The organism is Alteromonas sp. MB-3u-76, from assembly GCF_002831605.1.
GTDB classification, from domain to species: domain Bacteria; phylum Pseudomonadota; class Gammaproteobacteria; order Enterobacterales; family Alteromonadaceae; genus Alteromonas; species Alteromonas hispanica.
Genome location: NZ_CP025115.1, coordinates 2,525,420 through 2,539,467 on the forward strand (window position 1 = coordinate 2,525,420; position 14,048 = coordinate 2,539,467).

The 14,048-nt window shown below is 44.6% G+C and carries 13 protein-coding genes; 7 read left to right on the forward strand and 6 right to left on the reverse strand.

Annotated elements, in window-relative coordinates; genetic code table 11:
- Positions 1 to 1,494, reverse strand: a complete 1,494-nt coding sequence (zwf, locus tag CW735_RS11240; protein WP_100972159.1) for a glucose-6-phosphate dehydrogenase — start codon at positions 1,492 to 1,494, stop codon at positions 1 to 3.
- A gap of 283 nt (positions 1,495 to 1,777) precedes the next feature.
- Between zwf and CW735_RS11245 the strand changes: the two genes are divergently transcribed.
- Both CW735_RS11245 and pyk read left to right on the forward strand, forming a co-directional pair.
- Positions 1,778 to 2,629 carry a MurR/RpiR family transcriptional regulator gene (locus CW735_RS11245; protein ID WP_071979900.1) on the forward strand — a complete coding sequence of 284 codons (852 nt, stop codon included), beginning with the start codon at positions 1,778 to 1,780 and terminating at the stop codon, positions 2,627 to 2,629.
- A 330-nt stretch (positions 2,630 to 2,959) separates the two neighbouring features.
- Positions 2,960 to 4,396: a pyruvate kinase gene (gene pyk, locus CW735_RS11250; RefSeq protein WP_071979901.1), complete on the forward strand. Its 1,437-nt coding sequence runs from the start codon at positions 2,960 to 2,962 to the stop codon at positions 4,394 to 4,396.
- 131 nt (positions 4,397 to 4,527) lie between these two features.
- Here the strand turns inward: pyk and ltrA (CW735_RS11255) are convergent, their stop codons facing one another.
- Positions 4,528 to 5,877 (reverse strand): group II intron reverse transcriptase/maturase, encoded by a 1,350-nt coding sequence (gene ltrA / locus CW735_RS11255; RefSeq protein WP_100970866.1) that lies wholly within the window; start codon positions 5,875 to 5,877, stop codon positions 4,528 to 4,530.
- A gap of 685 nt (positions 5,878 to 6,562) precedes the next feature.
- Between ltrA (CW735_RS11255) and CW735_RS11260 the strand changes: the two genes are divergently transcribed.
- Together CW735_RS11260 and CW735_RS11265 are read left to right on the forward strand one after the other, a co-directional pair.
- Positions 6,563 to 7,024, forward strand: coding sequence for a hypothetical protein (locus CW735_RS11260; RefSeq protein WP_100972161.1), 462 nt, complete (start codon positions 6,563 to 6,565; stop codon positions 7,022 to 7,024).
- Positions 7,025 to 7,315: 291 nt separating this feature from the next.
- A complete protein-coding gene (locus tag CW735_RS11265) occupies positions 7,316 to 8,005 on the forward strand; it encodes a DUF3800 domain-containing protein (RefSeq protein WP_100972163.1) in 690 nt (229 codons plus the stop codon).
- A 76-nt stretch (positions 8,006 to 8,081) separates the two neighbouring features.
- Here CW735_RS11265 and ltrA (CW735_RS11270) read toward each other — a convergent pair whose 3' ends face one another.
- The gene (ltrA, locus tag CW735_RS11270; protein WP_100970866.1) at positions 8,082 to 9,431 is read right to left on the reverse strand and encodes a group II intron reverse transcriptase/maturase; all 1,350 of its coding nucleotides are present in this window, start codon (positions 9,429 to 9,431) and stop codon (positions 8,082 to 8,084) included.
- Between the two features lie 660 nt (positions 9,432 to 10,091).
- Here ltrA (CW735_RS11270) and CW735_RS11275 point away from each other — a divergent pair.
- A complete protein-coding gene (locus tag CW735_RS11275; protein ID WP_100972166.1) occupies positions 10,092 to 10,598 on the forward strand; it encodes a GNAT family N-acetyltransferase in 507 nt (168 codons plus the stop codon).
- A 152-nt stretch (positions 10,599 to 10,750) separates the two neighbouring features.
- A complete protein-coding gene (locus CW735_RS11280; protein WP_100972168.1) occupies positions 10,751 to 11,218 on the forward strand; it encodes a YciI family protein in 468 nt (155 codons plus the stop codon).
- Between the two features lie 470 nt (positions 11,219 to 11,688).
- Here the strand turns inward: CW735_RS11280 and CW735_RS11285 are convergent, their stop codons facing one another.
- A complete protein-coding gene (locus tag CW735_RS11285) occupies positions 11,689 to 12,843 on the reverse strand; it encodes an IS110 family transposase (protein ID WP_100972170.1) in 1,155 nt (384 codons plus the stop codon).
- A gap of 135 nt (positions 12,844 to 12,978) precedes the next feature.
- Here CW735_RS11285 and CW735_RS11290 point away from each other — a divergent pair, with 135 nt between their 5' ends.
- The gene (locus CW735_RS11290; protein ID WP_100972172.1) at positions 12,979 to 13,635 is read left to right on the forward strand and encodes a DUF4386 family protein; all 657 of its coding nucleotides are present in this window, start codon (positions 12,979 to 12,981) and stop codon (positions 13,633 to 13,635) included.
- A gap of 45 nt (positions 13,636 to 13,680) precedes the next feature.
- Here CW735_RS11290 and CW735_RS11295 read toward each other — a convergent pair whose 3' ends face one another.
- A complete protein-coding gene (locus CW735_RS11295) occupies positions 13,681 to 13,797 on the reverse strand; it encodes a type II toxin-antitoxin system RelE/ParE family toxin (protein ID WP_100972174.1) in 117 nt (38 codons plus the stop codon).
- A 26-nt stretch (positions 13,798 to 13,823) separates the two neighbouring features.
- Positions 13,824 to 13,994, reverse strand: a complete 171-nt coding sequence (locus CW735_RS11300) for a TA system antitoxin ParD family protein (protein ID WP_100972176.1) — start codon at positions 13,992 to 13,994, stop codon at positions 13,824 to 13,826.
- Positions 13,995 to 14,048: the final 54 nt, after the last annotated feature.

Here is a 14,048-nt window from a genome sequence, read left to right on the forward strand (position 1 = left end):
TTACTTCTTCTTCACCGTCTTGCTTTCATACCAACTACGGTTTGCTCTTGCTAACAAACCAATAGAGTCGACTGGTCCCCAGGTGCCTGCTTGATAAGGTTCTGGTGGCTCACTTGATGTTTTCCATGCGTCGAGTATTGAGTCTACCCATGTCCACGCTTGCTCTATTTCGTCGCGACGAACAAACAGCGCCTGGTTGCCTAACATCACCTCAAGCAATAATTTTTCATAGGCGTCAGGAATGCGCTCATCGGCAAATGCCTCAGAAAAACTTAGGTTTAGCTTCGACTTTTGAAGGTCCATAGAACCAGAGTTGGTAAGACCAGGAACCTTATTCATTACGGTTATCTCAACACCCTCATCTGGCTGCAGACGTATAACCAGTTTATTAGGCGGTAGATTCTTAAAGCTATCGCCAAATAAGTTATGAGGCTGACGCTTAAAGTAAATAACAACTTCACTTACCTTGTTTGGCATGCGTTTACCCGTGCGAAGGTAAAAAGGCACACCCGCCCAACGCCAGTTGTCAATTTCCGCTTTAATAGCAACGAATGTTTCTGTTTTACTTTGCGTGTTCGCGCCTTCTTCCTCTAGGTAACCAGGTACTTCTTCACCTTTTACAAACCCAGCGGTATATTGGCCGCGAACAATGCTTTCATTAATGTTAGAAGCATTAATAGGACGCAGTGCTTTAAGTACCTTCAACTTTTCATCACGAATGCTGTCTGCGTCTAGTGTGGTAGGCGGCTCCATGGCAACCAAGCTCAAAATTTGAAGCAAGTGGTTTTGAACCATGTCGCGCATTTGTCCGGCGTCATCGAAATAACCCCAACGGCCTTCAATACCTACAGACTCAGCAACTGATATTTGAACGTGGTCAATGCAGTTGTGATCCCAGTTAGTCGCAAAAATTGAGTTAGCAAAACGAAGAGACACTAGGTTAAGAACAGTTTCTTTGCCCAGGTAATGGTCGATACGATAAATCTGCTTCTCATCAAAATATTCAGCAACTTGCTCGTTAATCACTTTTGAGGACGCAAGGTCGTGACCAATCGGCTTTTCAAGCACTACGCGAACGCTTGAATCGATGATTTTACAGCTGTGTAAACCGCGGCAAATATCCCCGTAAATGGCAGGAGGCGTTGCTAAGTAGCAAACCATGGTGCGCGTAGGATCTACGTGATCGTCTAAAACGCAATAGCTATCAACGTTTTTCATATCAACACAGGCATAGTGAAGTCGAGCCTTCATTCTTTCCCATGTTGCTTCGCACAAGTCTTGCTCGCCGAATTTCACCAGGTTTGAATGAACTTCATCAACGTAGTCCTCTAGCGACATATCGTGGCGAGCTACACCTACAATTGTCGTTTCAGGATGCATTAAATTCGCTTTTTCAAGCTGATAAAGTGATGGCAACAGCTTGCGTCGTGAAAGATCGCCCAATGTACCGAAAAGTACAAAATCGCAGGGCTCGTAGGAATTCTCCAATACCATATTCGTCGACCTTTTTTATGTGTATGTACGTGTCGTGCTGGTTCTTTATTTACAACACTAACGACTATTATTACCGTATAGTTAACACCAAATGTAGTAAAATTACAACTTCAACAAACTACAAGATGAAATTCTTTCGTTATCGATGGATTTTAGGGTATCTCAATGGCAAACAAAACATAAAAAATGTCAAAAAATTACATTTTCCTTGTCATAGGTTTCACATTGAGTAGTATTACGATGTACATTAGAACAATCTGGGCCATTTACTTGTCGTATCTGTATGAACATTTTAGAAAAAATCACACAAAATAAAGCCGCATTTAGCAAATCAGAAAAGAAGGTTGCCGAGATCATACTTGCCAACCCCCAGACCGCCATTCATTCAAGTATAGCAACGCTGGCGAAAATGTCGGATGTGAGTGAGCCTACCGTAAATCGTTTTTGCCGCAGGCTAGACACTAAGGGCTTTCCAGATTTTAAATTGCATTTAGCACAAAGTTTAGCCAACGGTACTCCATACGTAAACCGTCATGTCGATGAGAACGACAGCCCAGATGAGTATACCAATAAGATTTTCGAATCGACCATGGCGTCTCTTGAAGTGGCGAGACAGTCGATAGACGTAAACGTGGTAAACCGAGTTGTTGATCTGTTGACACAAGCGCAGAAGATTTCATTCTTTGGCCTTGGCGCCTCTGCATCTGTCGCCCACGATGCATTAAACAAATTCTTTCGCTTCAATGTTCCAGTGGTTTATTTTGAAGATATCTTAATGCAGCGAATGAGCTGTATGAATTGCTCGGCTGGCGATGTCGTTGTTCTCATTAGTCACACCGGCAGAACCAAAAGTTTGGTCGAGATTGCCCAAATCTCTCGCATGAACGACGCAACTGTGGTGGGTATAACCTCTGCAGATAGTCCGTTAGCACAAGAATGTAGTTATGTGCTTTCTCTTGAAGTACCAGAAGACACCGACATGTATATGCCCATGGCATCACGTATTGCGCAATTAACGCTAATCGATGTGCTCGCAACCGGTTTCACACTTCGCAGAGGCAACAAATTTAGAGAGAATTTAAAACGGGTAAAAGATACTCTGCGCGGCTCTCGATACGAAAAGCGAGATGGGTAGCGTTAGAAATGCAAGCCCTACTCAGTGATATTGCATTTCAGTGAGCTTGCTTAACGGCGTCTGTGCCCTATAATTTAAAAAAGTCTCTACATTGAAAACGTTGCGATTATTTAGCATTTTCTCGCCTTATTTATCCATTTTGGTCAAAAATTGTCAGTAATTTCACTACAACTGGTCGAGCCAGTGCAGCGTTTTTCTTTCTTTCATTCACATTTTTGTCAAAATAAACTACTATTCTGTAATAAAATTACGTAAAGCGATTACAGCATCAGTGTGTTGGCGTATTCGACTTACTTATCTTTTCTATAAAAGAAGCAGCGACGGAACCCCATGACTAGAAGAACCAAAATTCTTGCCACATTAGGCCCCTCAACAGATTCACTTGAAAAAATTAAAGCACTTATTGCAGCCGGAGCAAATACGGTTCGCATGAACTTTTCTCACGGCCAAGCAGAGGACCACATTGAGCGTGCTAAACGCGTTCGCGAAGCTGCTAAAAGCTTGGGTAAGTACGTTGCTATTTTAGGTGATTTGCAAGGACCAAAAATTCGTGTAGCAAGATTTGTTGATGGTGCTGTTCACTTAAATATCGGCGCAACCTTCGTGCTCGACGCAGAACTAGAAAGAGATGCCGGCACTGTAGATAAAGTAGGTATAGATTATAAAGCCCTTCCCGACGATGTCTCTGCAGGCGACATTTTGCTGCTGGACGACGGCCGAATTCAATTAAAGGTCACAGGTGTAGAAGGTCGAAAAGTCATTACTGAAGTCACCGTTGGTGGCAAGCTGTCTAACAATAAAGGAATCAACCGTCAGGGCGGCGGTCTATCGGCTGAAGCTCTTACAGAGAAAGATAAACAAGACATAAAAACAGCGGCGCTCATTGGCGTAGATTATCTAGCGGTATCATTCCCAAGAAGTGGCGCAGACCTAAATTATGCCCGTGAACTTGCAGAAGCAGCAGGCTGTCACGCGAAAATTTGTGCAAAAGTTGAGCGTGCCGAAACAGTAGCAACAGATGAAGCGATTACCGACATTATCAGTGCGTCTGACGCAGTTATGGTAGCACGCGGCGATCTGGGTGTTGAAATTGGTGACGCTGAACTCGTCGGCGTACAGAAAAAGCTTATTGCGCGCTCTCGCCAGTTGAACAAAGTTGTTATTACAGCAACGCAAATGATGGAATCGATGATAGATAGCCCAATGCCAACTCGTGCTGAGGTAATGGACGTAGCCAATGCCGTACTTGATGGTACCGATGCGGTTATGCTGTCAGCAGAAACTGCTGCGGGTAGCTTCCCTATTGAAACTGTTGAAGCCATGGCTAGAGTATGTGAGGGTGCAGAGACACATCCAAGCGTTAAAATTTCAAAGCACCGCATGGATCAGCAGTTTTCATCTACCAGTGAATCCATCGCCCTGTCTGCGGTATATGCTGCTAACCACTTGCCAAGCATAAAGGCCATTGTTGGGTTAACAGAAAGTGGTAATACCCCCAAACTTATGTCGCGTATTACAACATCACTTCCTATTATCGCAATGTCACGTCACGAATCTACACTGAATGCCATGGCACTTTACCGTGGCGTTAAGCCAATATTTTTCGATTCATCTAACAGCGAACCAGGTCAGCTTAAACACGATGTAGTGGCGTGTTTAAAAGAAAAAGGACTTGTTGAAAGTGGCGACAGTATTATTCTGACTTACGGTGATGAGATGGAAAAAGTGGGCGCTACAAACACGCTGAAGGTGGTTGACGTAGAATAACCAGCTATCTTGCAGTTGATGCAGTCACGTTTTTGCAAAAGACGTGCTAGCAACTCAGACCAATCGGGTAGCCGGAGGTATCTAGCCTCCAGCCCCCACAACACCCTGCATGCGGCTCCGCACAGGGCGTTTCATTTAGGATAGTGAAGCGCAACCCATCCATCACGTAGTGAATAAAGCCCTTCGGATTTTAGGTAATCAAGTGATAATGCTTGATTGATCCCCGGAGATTTTGCACTACGCCATGGCCCTTTGCTGGTGATACCACACGCTACCGCAGCTTGAACATGCACGCCCAGTCTCATTAAGTTTCGTACCTTAGTGCGTGGTTTTCGCCACTGACGCCAGTAAGCCATTCTCACTCTGCGCCGGATCCAGTGATCCAGTTCTACGCAGCGCTGATATCCACTGGCGATACCAAAGTAATTTATCCAGCCTCGTAAATACTGACTGAGTTTAAAGAGTTGGTATTGCATCGATACGCCCCAGTTGCGGTTCGTTAATCGTCGAACCTGTTGCTTAAACTTCATCAGGGTCTTCGGATGCCATTGAATGCGGCCTGCCTTGAAGGTGAATCCAAGGAATTTGCTTTCATTGGTTTTAACGACGTGGCTTTTGGTTGTATTAACAACTAACTTCAAGCGGTGGCACAGGAATCTGCTGATACTGTTGAGCACGCGTTCACCCGAACGGGGCGTCTTTACCAGTATGGTAAAATCGTCCGCATATCGTGCAAATTCGTGACCCCGTTTCTCAAGCTCTTTGTCCAATGGGTCTAGCATGATGTTTGCCAACAGCGGCGATAATGGCCCGCCCTGAGGAACACCTTCTCGACTCTCACTATAAAACTGGTTATCCCCTTTGGTTTTGCAGAGAATCCCAGCTCGTAAGTATCGTTTAATCAGTTTAAGCAGTCGCTTATCTTTCACTTTATAGCCAAGGTAGGTCATGAGTAAATCGTGATTAACGCGGTCAAAGAACTTAGACAGATCAACATCTACGGCAAAACGGCGTCCCGTTTTGATAATGCTGTTTACCTGCTTCACTGCTTGCTGCCCATTTCGATGTGGCCTGAACCCAAAACTATTATCTGAGAAGGTTGGGTCGAAAATAGGCGTAAGGACTTGGGCAATCGCTTGTTGGATAACACGGTCAACGATAGTTGGGATCCCTAATTGACGTTTTCCGCCATCAGGTTTGTCAATCTCAACGCGTTTCACCGGTGAAGGTTGGTATTGGCCTGAGCGAAGCTCAGTCATAACACGTTTCCAGTTTCCGGCGTTTGCCCAAGCGGGGAAGTCATCAATGGTCATGCCATCAATGCCAGCGGCCCCTTTGTTGGCTCGAACCTGCTTCCATGCCGACACAAGATTGGAAGGCTGGAGAAAAAGTTCGAGTAGATCTGCGCTAAAGGCTGGCTGCTCATCAGTACGCTGAGTCACGTCACTACCGGACGGCATTCGTGTGTTCAAGTCTGACAAGGCTCCTCCTTTATTCTAAATGTTTCTTGGCGCGTTGTGCAGCAACTTGGCCGTGTCCCAGCCATTACGCTGGGCATTTGGCTACTATGCCGTCTGCTGACTTCTGCTTTATCACCGCCACAGTTACCTGTAACAGCGCTATCGGTTTGCATCGAATTCGCTCGCAGTGGGTGATGCGTTTCCTCTGCGCCAAGGCACTTGTATACCAGAGCCTTACTGGTATTCACCGATCGCTCTTAGAGCAGATCTCCCCAGATAAGAGCATGGACTGTCTCTGCACTGCTGCATCATTTACGGTGGCCGTTAGATCACATGGTTTCGTTGTCTTGTGCCAACTCACCTTCAGCCTACGCCTCATATGATGTTCTTGTCCATCAGCTCGCAGATTTGCTAGCGGCTTCCTCCAGACTATCTCTCACGATTTAGCCCTTGCCATTCGCTAGTAGTTCGCGTTGAATAACAGTGTGTTAAACAACGGTGATCTTCCTACAGAGGACTTTCACCTCATTAGTTCATGCCCATGCTGGGCGTACACAAAAAAATTATGTCGCCCGCAGGCGGGCTGGGACACAAACACGCAGGCGGCTTCGCCATTATAGCCTGCATGTTTGTGCCCCATATTTAAAAGTTATGTGCGTGAAGGAAATTTAAGATCTACGCACTTCTCAATTATGGAAATATCGAAATGAGAGAAAAAATTCTACTAAGCGTTTCGACATTGTTTTTTCTCATCGGATGCGAGGGAGCACCAAACGAAGAAACTTGGCATTGCTTACAGGAAAACCAAATTAGCCCAGAGTTAATTGCTTCACAAAAGAGTACTGTTGTTTACTCAACTCCACAAACAGCAAAGTCATCAGGTATCGTGACAATTCAAAATACCGCGCTAAACAAAAAGTCTGAACTGAAAAGCGAGTTAACTTTCAGTCGAGAAGACTCAGGTAAGAAAATCAAAATGACTCTCCTATCAGCAGATTTAGAGGTAGTTACTGACGAGTTAAATCTGTTGTCTGAAGGTCGTGCACAAGCTTTGCTTCCAGAGGTCGGAACCTCTATTTCTGGTGAAATTATTTATCAGGATGGTGCAACGCAAAGGGTAAAATATGAAAATAATGAAGTACTTGAATGTACTTTGCAGGATGTTTAGAGACGCACATAACAAACAAATTATGGCACTCGCTGCCGCTCGCTGGGACGCATACACGTGCGCGGCTTCGCCATTATTGCACACGTGTCAGCGCCCCATATTTGGAAGTTATATTTTACTTGAGTCTTGAGGTCTTTTTAATTAATATTGCATATGCGGTTGGAAACAACTAACTGGTGGGCTGCCTTATTGTGGTGCACTGATTAATTAAATCTTTCCGCCGCCTTTCTATTTTGCTTTTCTCTTCAATCAGTTATCATCAAAATATATAAAATATTTTCTAGGTGATTGATGTTTCTTCTTTATGCTGACGAATCTGGTACCCCTGGTGGCTCTGACCAAGAGCATTTTATTCTTGCCGGAATAACTGTTTTTGAACGCAAAGCTCACTGGTTATCATTAGAACTCGATAAAATTGCTTCTAGATTTAATCCTCAAGAACCTAACTCTGTAGAATTACACGGTGCTCCAATGCTGGCTGGGAGAAAATTCTGGAGAAAGGTACCAAAAGAAGACAGACTAACAGCAATCAAAGATGCGCTAAAACTTATTGATGGTAGGCACTACAGAATAATAGCTTCAGTCGTCAAGAAATCCACAATATCTCCTGAAGATCCCGTACACTATACATTTCAACAACTTATCACACGTTTTGATCACTTTTTATCTCGAGAACATTTTCATTTCAACAATACACAAAGGGGCGTTGTCATTTTTGACAAAAGTAGTAAGGAGGCTCCAATTCAAGCTCTTGCTACATCCTTTAAAGTAGATGGGCATGAATGGGGCAATCTTAGAAATATGGCTGAAGTGCCTGTTTTTGTAGATTCTGAAGCAACTCGATTAATACAGCTTGCAGATTTGGTTGCTTATGCATTATTCAGAAAGTTTGAAAAAGGTGATACTCAATTTTCAGACATAATTGAACGAAAATTCGATTATTTTGGTGGTGTTCAACATGGCTTGCACACTGCCGTATAAAAAAATAATCGGGTAGCCGGAGGTATCTAGCCTCCAGCCCCCACAACACCCTGCATGCGGCTCCGCACAGGGCGTTTCATTTAGGATAGTGAAGCGCAACCCATCCATCACGTAGTGAATAAAGCCCTTCGGATTTTAGGTAATCAAGTGATAATGCTTGATTGATCCCCGGAGATTTTGCACTACGCCATGGCCCTTTGCTGGTGATACCACACGCTACCGCAGCTTGAACATGCACGCCCAGTCTCATTAAGTTTCGTACCTTAGTGCGTGGTTTTCGCCACTGACGCCAGTAAGCCATTCTCACTCTGCGCCGGATCCAGTGATCCAGTTCTACGCAGCGCTGATATCCACTGGCGATACCAAAGTAATTTATCCAGCCTCGTAAATACTGACTGAGTTTAAAGAGTTGGTATTGCATCGATACGCCCCAGTTGCGGTTCGTTAATCGTCGAACCTGTTGCTTAAACTTCATCAGGGTCTTCGGATGCCATTGAATGCGGCCTGCCTTGAAGGTGAATCCAAGGAATTTGCTTTCATTGGTTTTAACGACGTGGCTTTTGGTTGTATTAACAACTAACTTCAAGCGGTGGCACAGGAATCTGCTGATACTGTTGAGCACGCGTTCACCCGAACGGGGCGTCTTTACCAGTATGGTAAAATCGTCCGCATATCGTGCAAATTCGTGACCCCGTTTCTCAAGCTCTTTGTCCAATGGGTCTAGCATGATGTTTGCCAACAGCGGCGATAATGGCCCGCCCTGAGGAACACCTTCTCGACTCTCACTATAAAACTGGTTATCCCCTTTGGTTTTGCAGAGAATCCCAGCTCGTAAGTATCGTTTAATCAGTTTAAGCAGTCGCTTATCTTTCACTTTATAGCCAAGGTAGGTCATGAGTAAATCGTGATTAACGCGGTCAAAGAACTTAGACAGATCAACATCTACGGCAAAACGGCGTCCCGTTTTGATAATGCTGTTTACCTGCTTCACTGCTTGCTGCCCATTTCGATGTGGCCTGAACCCAAAACTATTATCTGAGAAGGTTGGGTCGAAAATAGGCGTAAGGACTTGGGCAATCGCTTGTTGGATAACACGGTCAACGATAGTTGGGATCCCTAATTGACGTTTTCCGCCATCAGGTTTGTCAATCTCAACGCGTTTCACCGGTGAAGGTTGGTATTGGCCTGAGCGAAGCTCAGTCATAACACGTTTCCAGTTTCCGGCGTTTGCCCAAGCGGGGAAGTCATCAATGGTCATGCCATCAATGCCAGCGGCCCCTTTGTTGGCTCGAACCTGCTTCCATGCCGACACAAGATTGGAAGGCTGGAGAAAAAGTTCGAGTAGATCTGCGCTAAAGGCTGGCTGCTCATCAGTACGCTGAGTCACGTCACTACCGGACGGCATTCGTGTGTTCAAGTCTGACAAGGCTCCTCCTTTATTCTAAATGTTTCTTGGCGCGTTGTGCAGCAACTTGGCCGTGTCCCAGCCATTACGCTGGGCATTTGGCTACTATGCCGTCTGCTGACTTCTGCTTTATCACCGCCACAGTTACCTGTAACAGCGCTATCGGTTTGCATCGAATTCGCTCGCAGTGGGTGATGCGTTTCCTCTGCGCCAAGGCACTTGTATACCAGAGCCTTACTGGTATTCACCGATCGCTCTTAGAGCAGATCTCCCCAGATAAGAGCATGGACTGTCTCTGCACTGCTGCATCATTTACGGTGGCCGTTAGATCACATGGTTTCGTTGTCTTGTGCCAACTCACCTTCAGCCTACGCCTCATATGATGTTCTTGTCCATCAGCTCGCAGATTTGCTAGCGGCTTCCTCCAGACTATCTCTCACGATTTAGCCCTTGCCATTCGCTAGTAGTTCGCGTTGAATAACAGTGTGTTAAACAACGGTGATCTTCCTACAGAGGACTTTCACCTCATTAGTTCATGCCCATGCTGGGCGTACACAAAACGCTGTTGGCACTCCCTTCGGTCGCTGGGACGCTAACACGTGGGCTGACTCACTTCGTTCGGATTTTAGCCCACGTGCTAGCGCCCCAAAGCTTAGCGTTAACCCTCAAGGAGATATCCGATTGAGTATTAGTATCCGGAAAGAACAATCGAGCGATGTTCAAAGTATCCATGAAATTACTGTAGCCGCATTTCTTGAAGCACCACACACCGATCATACGGAGGAGTTTATAGTTAAAGAACTTCGTGAATCTGGAGCATTATCAATTTCTCTTGTTGCTGAAGATGAAGGCAATATCGTTGGCCATGTGGCGCTTTCTCCTGTAACTATTTCTGATGCTACAGATAGTTGGTATGGTCTGGGTCCAATCTCAGTTCTTCACAATAATCAGAGTAAAGGTATTGGTTCGAAGCTTATGAATGCTGCTATCCAAGAGCTAAAGAATATAGAAGCTAAAGGTTGTGTATTGCTCGGAGACCCAAACTACTATCATCGTTTTGGCTTCAAGCCTAAAGAGGGCTTGGTTCTTCCAGATGTGCCGCCGGAGTATTTTCAAGCCTTGTTAATTCAAGGAGATTTACCTCAAGGAATCGTAACTTATCATGAATCCTTTTCTGCAAGGGGTTAACAAGTCAAAGCACGCTGACTCGGTAAAGCTGTCACCTTTTTTGTTCCAAAAAAGTCGCCAACTTCACCAAGCCGGTATTTGAGGCGTTATATGTTCTGAAGCTCTGGAGTTTTTCTCCAGAAATTGAATTATAAATAGAGGTGACATTCATCATGCGAGTGATTTTAACCATTGCACTAATTTTTTGTCTCGGTTCTACTAATTTAAAAGTTTTAGCTCAGACATCAAACCCTAATTACGATCCGAAATTAGCTGCAAAGCTAGGCGCTGATGATTACGGTATGAAAAGCTTTATATTTGTTATTCTGAAAACAGGAACAAATAACGCAAAAGATGAAGAGAAGAAAAAGAAAGCTTTTGCTGGGCACCTTAAAAATATTAATCGCCTGGTTGACGAAAAAACATTAATTGTAGCTGGTCCATTTGGAAAAAATGATAATGACTTCAGAGGGCTTTTTATTCTAGATGTTGCCACTATAAGGGAGGCTAATGCACTGCTGCAAACAGATCCCGCAATTAAAGAAGAGTATTTAAGCGCTGAACTATACAAATGGTATGGGTCTGCGGCATTATCAGAGTATCTTGAATCATCAGATAGAATCTGGAAAATTAGTCCGTAAGCTATTCTAAATCTACTTTTCATGATCGTGTGAATCGCACATCTAACAAGCCAATCAAGCTGGACTTTTAACTGTTGGCTAGGTTTCGCTCCGCTTCACATTTTAGCCAACTATTTAAAAGCCCCTTATTGGGACGTTGGTATGACTCCCTTTGTCAACCCTGAGCGAGTGCATCCCTGACATTCTTTCAGCCCATAATTAGCTTTGTTTCTCACTCATAATAAATTGAGCTAACGCACCGGATGAGGCAGTAATGTCGTCGGTTGTTATGCTGGTATTCGTAGGTTACTTATCCAATAAATAAGGAGAGCTGACCTTACATGTTCCGCCGTAGCCCGGTGACCGCTCAGCCTTTCTCATCAGTCTATACTCGTGGGTTAATAACCGTTAAGTAATTGCCATCATAACTTTTTCGTAGGTTGTGCCACATTCCGCGGCCCGATCCGAATGCGTTAGCTCAAACTCGTTTATCATGCAGGTACTCGGCTTAGTCTCAGCTTTGGATTAACTGGCGTAAGTACCACTTCTTTGGCGATAGCCCAGATGTATGCGGCCATTTCCCTAGCTATCGCAGTAATGATTAAATTGTAGTGTGTACCTTTTTTACTCATGCGCTGATAGCGTTTGCACAGACGTAGCTGGGCCTTCCAGGCAATATCGATGATGTCTTTGGGTAAGCCTTCCTGTCTTAACTGCAATTCGGTAGAGACATTTGCTGGATACCGATAGCTGTGCGCTCCTTCAATCAGTAAACACCTTGCTCTGCCATTTCCCGCTTTAGTAATAGCACCTAAGTGACGTTTACCGCCTGATGATTGTTCACTGGGCACTAAACCTAAATACGCCATGAGTTTCCTTGGATGGTCGAAGCGGTGTAAATCGCCGAGTTCTGCTACCACGCCAACAGCAACGAGCAGTCGAACGCCTCGCATCGCCTGAACGGCTTTCACTACTGGGTAATAACACCATTGGTGTACATGATGGGTTAACTCATTGTCGAGCCTTTCCAGTCGCCGGATACGTTCCTCAATGGTTTGCAGTTGTTCCTGCAAGACAATTTGCTGGGCTGGATGAGGTAAAATCAGTTCGGTGAGCCAGCGCAGGTGCTTCTTCAACCAGTTGGTAGTGCCTTCATAACGTATGTTGTTGCGCAAAAGTAGGGCTTTAAGCTGATACTTGGCTTCTTTTAAATCTTTCATTGCCGCTTCACGGGCTCGGGATAAATCCCGAACGGCTTCATCCTCCGGCTCGGGCACATATATGGGCGTGAGCTCTTCAGACTTAAGTGACCTAACGAGTTTAAGCGCATCTCGGCGGTCGGTTTTAATTCGCTCTCCTGGCTTTTTGGGAATAAGAGACGGAGCCACTACATAGCAACAATGCCCAAGACTGGTAATGAGACGATATATCCAGTAGCCACATGGCCCTGCTTCGTAAACAACGTGAAGTGTTGCATCAGGATATTTAGATTCAAACTGGCGGAGCAGCTTTTTGACACTAATCTTTGATGAGGGGATACGCCCATAATGAACCGGTTTCGCTCCACGCTGTTCTTCACAATAAGCAACCTCATGAAACTCTTTATGCGTATCCAACCCGATAAAAATCATGCTATGTTTGTTCATGCTAGCCTACAAATTGATTTAGTATTGAACAAACTAATTATGGCTCTGGCTTTCAGCTAACCCACGAAAATGCGGAGGCTAGCATTTCACAGGGAGTCATTGTGTCTAGCATTACAATAAACGGAGTTTTATCGAATGAATCGTCTACAAAAATTAGCAGGAATCGCAGCTATTTCTGAAGGGCTAATCTATATAGTAGCTTTCGTATACTTTGGTGCATTTTTGTCCTACCCCGCGGATGGTACTCCGGTAGAGCAGATGACTTACCTAGCAGAAATCCAGCTTCCATTTTCAATGATCTATTTCCTAATCTACGTTGTCTTCGGAGTTATTCTCGCCGTACTCGTTGTTGGCTTACACGAAAAACTCAAACACACAAATAACCCAGCAGTTACAATTGGCTCTTTATTTGGTGTCATTTGGGTTGGTCTTGTAATTGCGAGTGGCATGATCTCGAATATTGGACTTTCTCATGCAATCGAGCTAATGGATAAAAGTCCAGAGAAAGCTCTGGATATGTGGACAACCGTTTCAGTAATTACTAGAAGTTTAGGTGGAGGGAATGAAATAGTTGGTGGGCTTTGGGTTCTATTGATTAGCATTGCAGCTATGAAAGAGGGCTGGCTGCCTCGCGCACTGAATTCTCTTGGTTGTTTTGTAGGTGTTGCGGGCATTGCAACTATTTATCCTGACGATCTCCTCACGGAAATATTTGGTGTATCCCAAATTGTTTGGTTTATTTGGTTGGGGGTATATTTACTAACCAAAAAAAATGATGATAAATCAATCTAGCCGACCGCTAACGCGTCGGCTGATTGAGACGTTATACGCAATTGGTCAGAATAACTTTTTAACATCGCCATAAAAGTTTTTATGAGAGCAAAGTGCAATCAACTCAAGTATTACAGTGCCATCCTCGTAGCTGTAACCAAGTAAAGTTAACTGCTTGACCATCTTGAATTTGTACACGCGAAGAAAGACTAGATCGCGTTTTTCACGAATTCGTAGGGCAAATCAGGGTTAGCTTCCATCATTTCACCTATCTTTGCCCAATGCTTAATCTGTTTTGGCATAGTTCGGTTTAGTGCTTTGCCCATAATCGTAGCTTTCTCAACTAGATCTCGGTCTAGTCTTACGCTCGCGGTTGCCATAATATGTCTCCTATCGGTTCGCTATCACACTGTAGTAATGCGCCACAAGTGTGG

Bases quoted from the DNA above. Each gene is read 5' to 3' on its own strand.
- CW735_RS11290 (WP_100972172.1), top strand. From the start codon at position 12,979: ATGAATCGTCTACAAAAATTAGCAGGAATCGCAGCTATTTCTGAAGGG.
- CW735_RS11245 (WP_071979900.1), top strand. From the start codon at position 1,778: ATGAACATTTTAGAAAAAATCACACAAAATAAAGCCGCATTTAGCAAA.
- zwf (WP_100972159.1), bottom strand. From the start codon at position 1,494: ATGGTATTGGAGAATTCCTACGAGCCCTGCGATTTTGTACTTTTCGGT.
- CW735_RS11265 (WP_100972163.1), top strand. From the start codon at position 7,316: ATGTTTCTTCTTTATGCTGACGAATCTGGTACCCCTGGTGGCTCTGAC.
- pyk (WP_071979901.1), top strand. From the start codon at position 2,960: ATGACTAGAAGAACCAAAATTCTTGCCACATTAGGCCCCTCAACAGAT.
- CW735_RS11300 (WP_100972176.1), bottom strand. From the start codon at position 13,994: ATGGCAACCGCGAGCGTAAGACTAGACCGAGATCTAGTTGAGAAAGCT.
- CW735_RS11260 (WP_100972161.1), top strand. From the start codon at position 6,563: ATGAGAGAAAAAATTCTACTAAGCGTTTCGACATTGTTTTTTCTCATC.
- CW735_RS11295 (WP_100972174.1), bottom strand. From the start codon at position 13,797: ATGGTCAAGCAGTTAACTTTACTTGGTTACAGCTACGAGGATGGCACT.
- CW735_RS11285 (WP_100972170.1), bottom strand. From the start codon at position 12,843: ATGAACAAACATAGCATGATTTTTATCGGGTTGGATACGCATAAAGAG.
- CW735_RS11280 (WP_100972168.1), top strand. From the start codon at position 10,751: ATGCGAGTGATTTTAACCATTGCACTAATTTTTTGTCTCGGTTCTACT.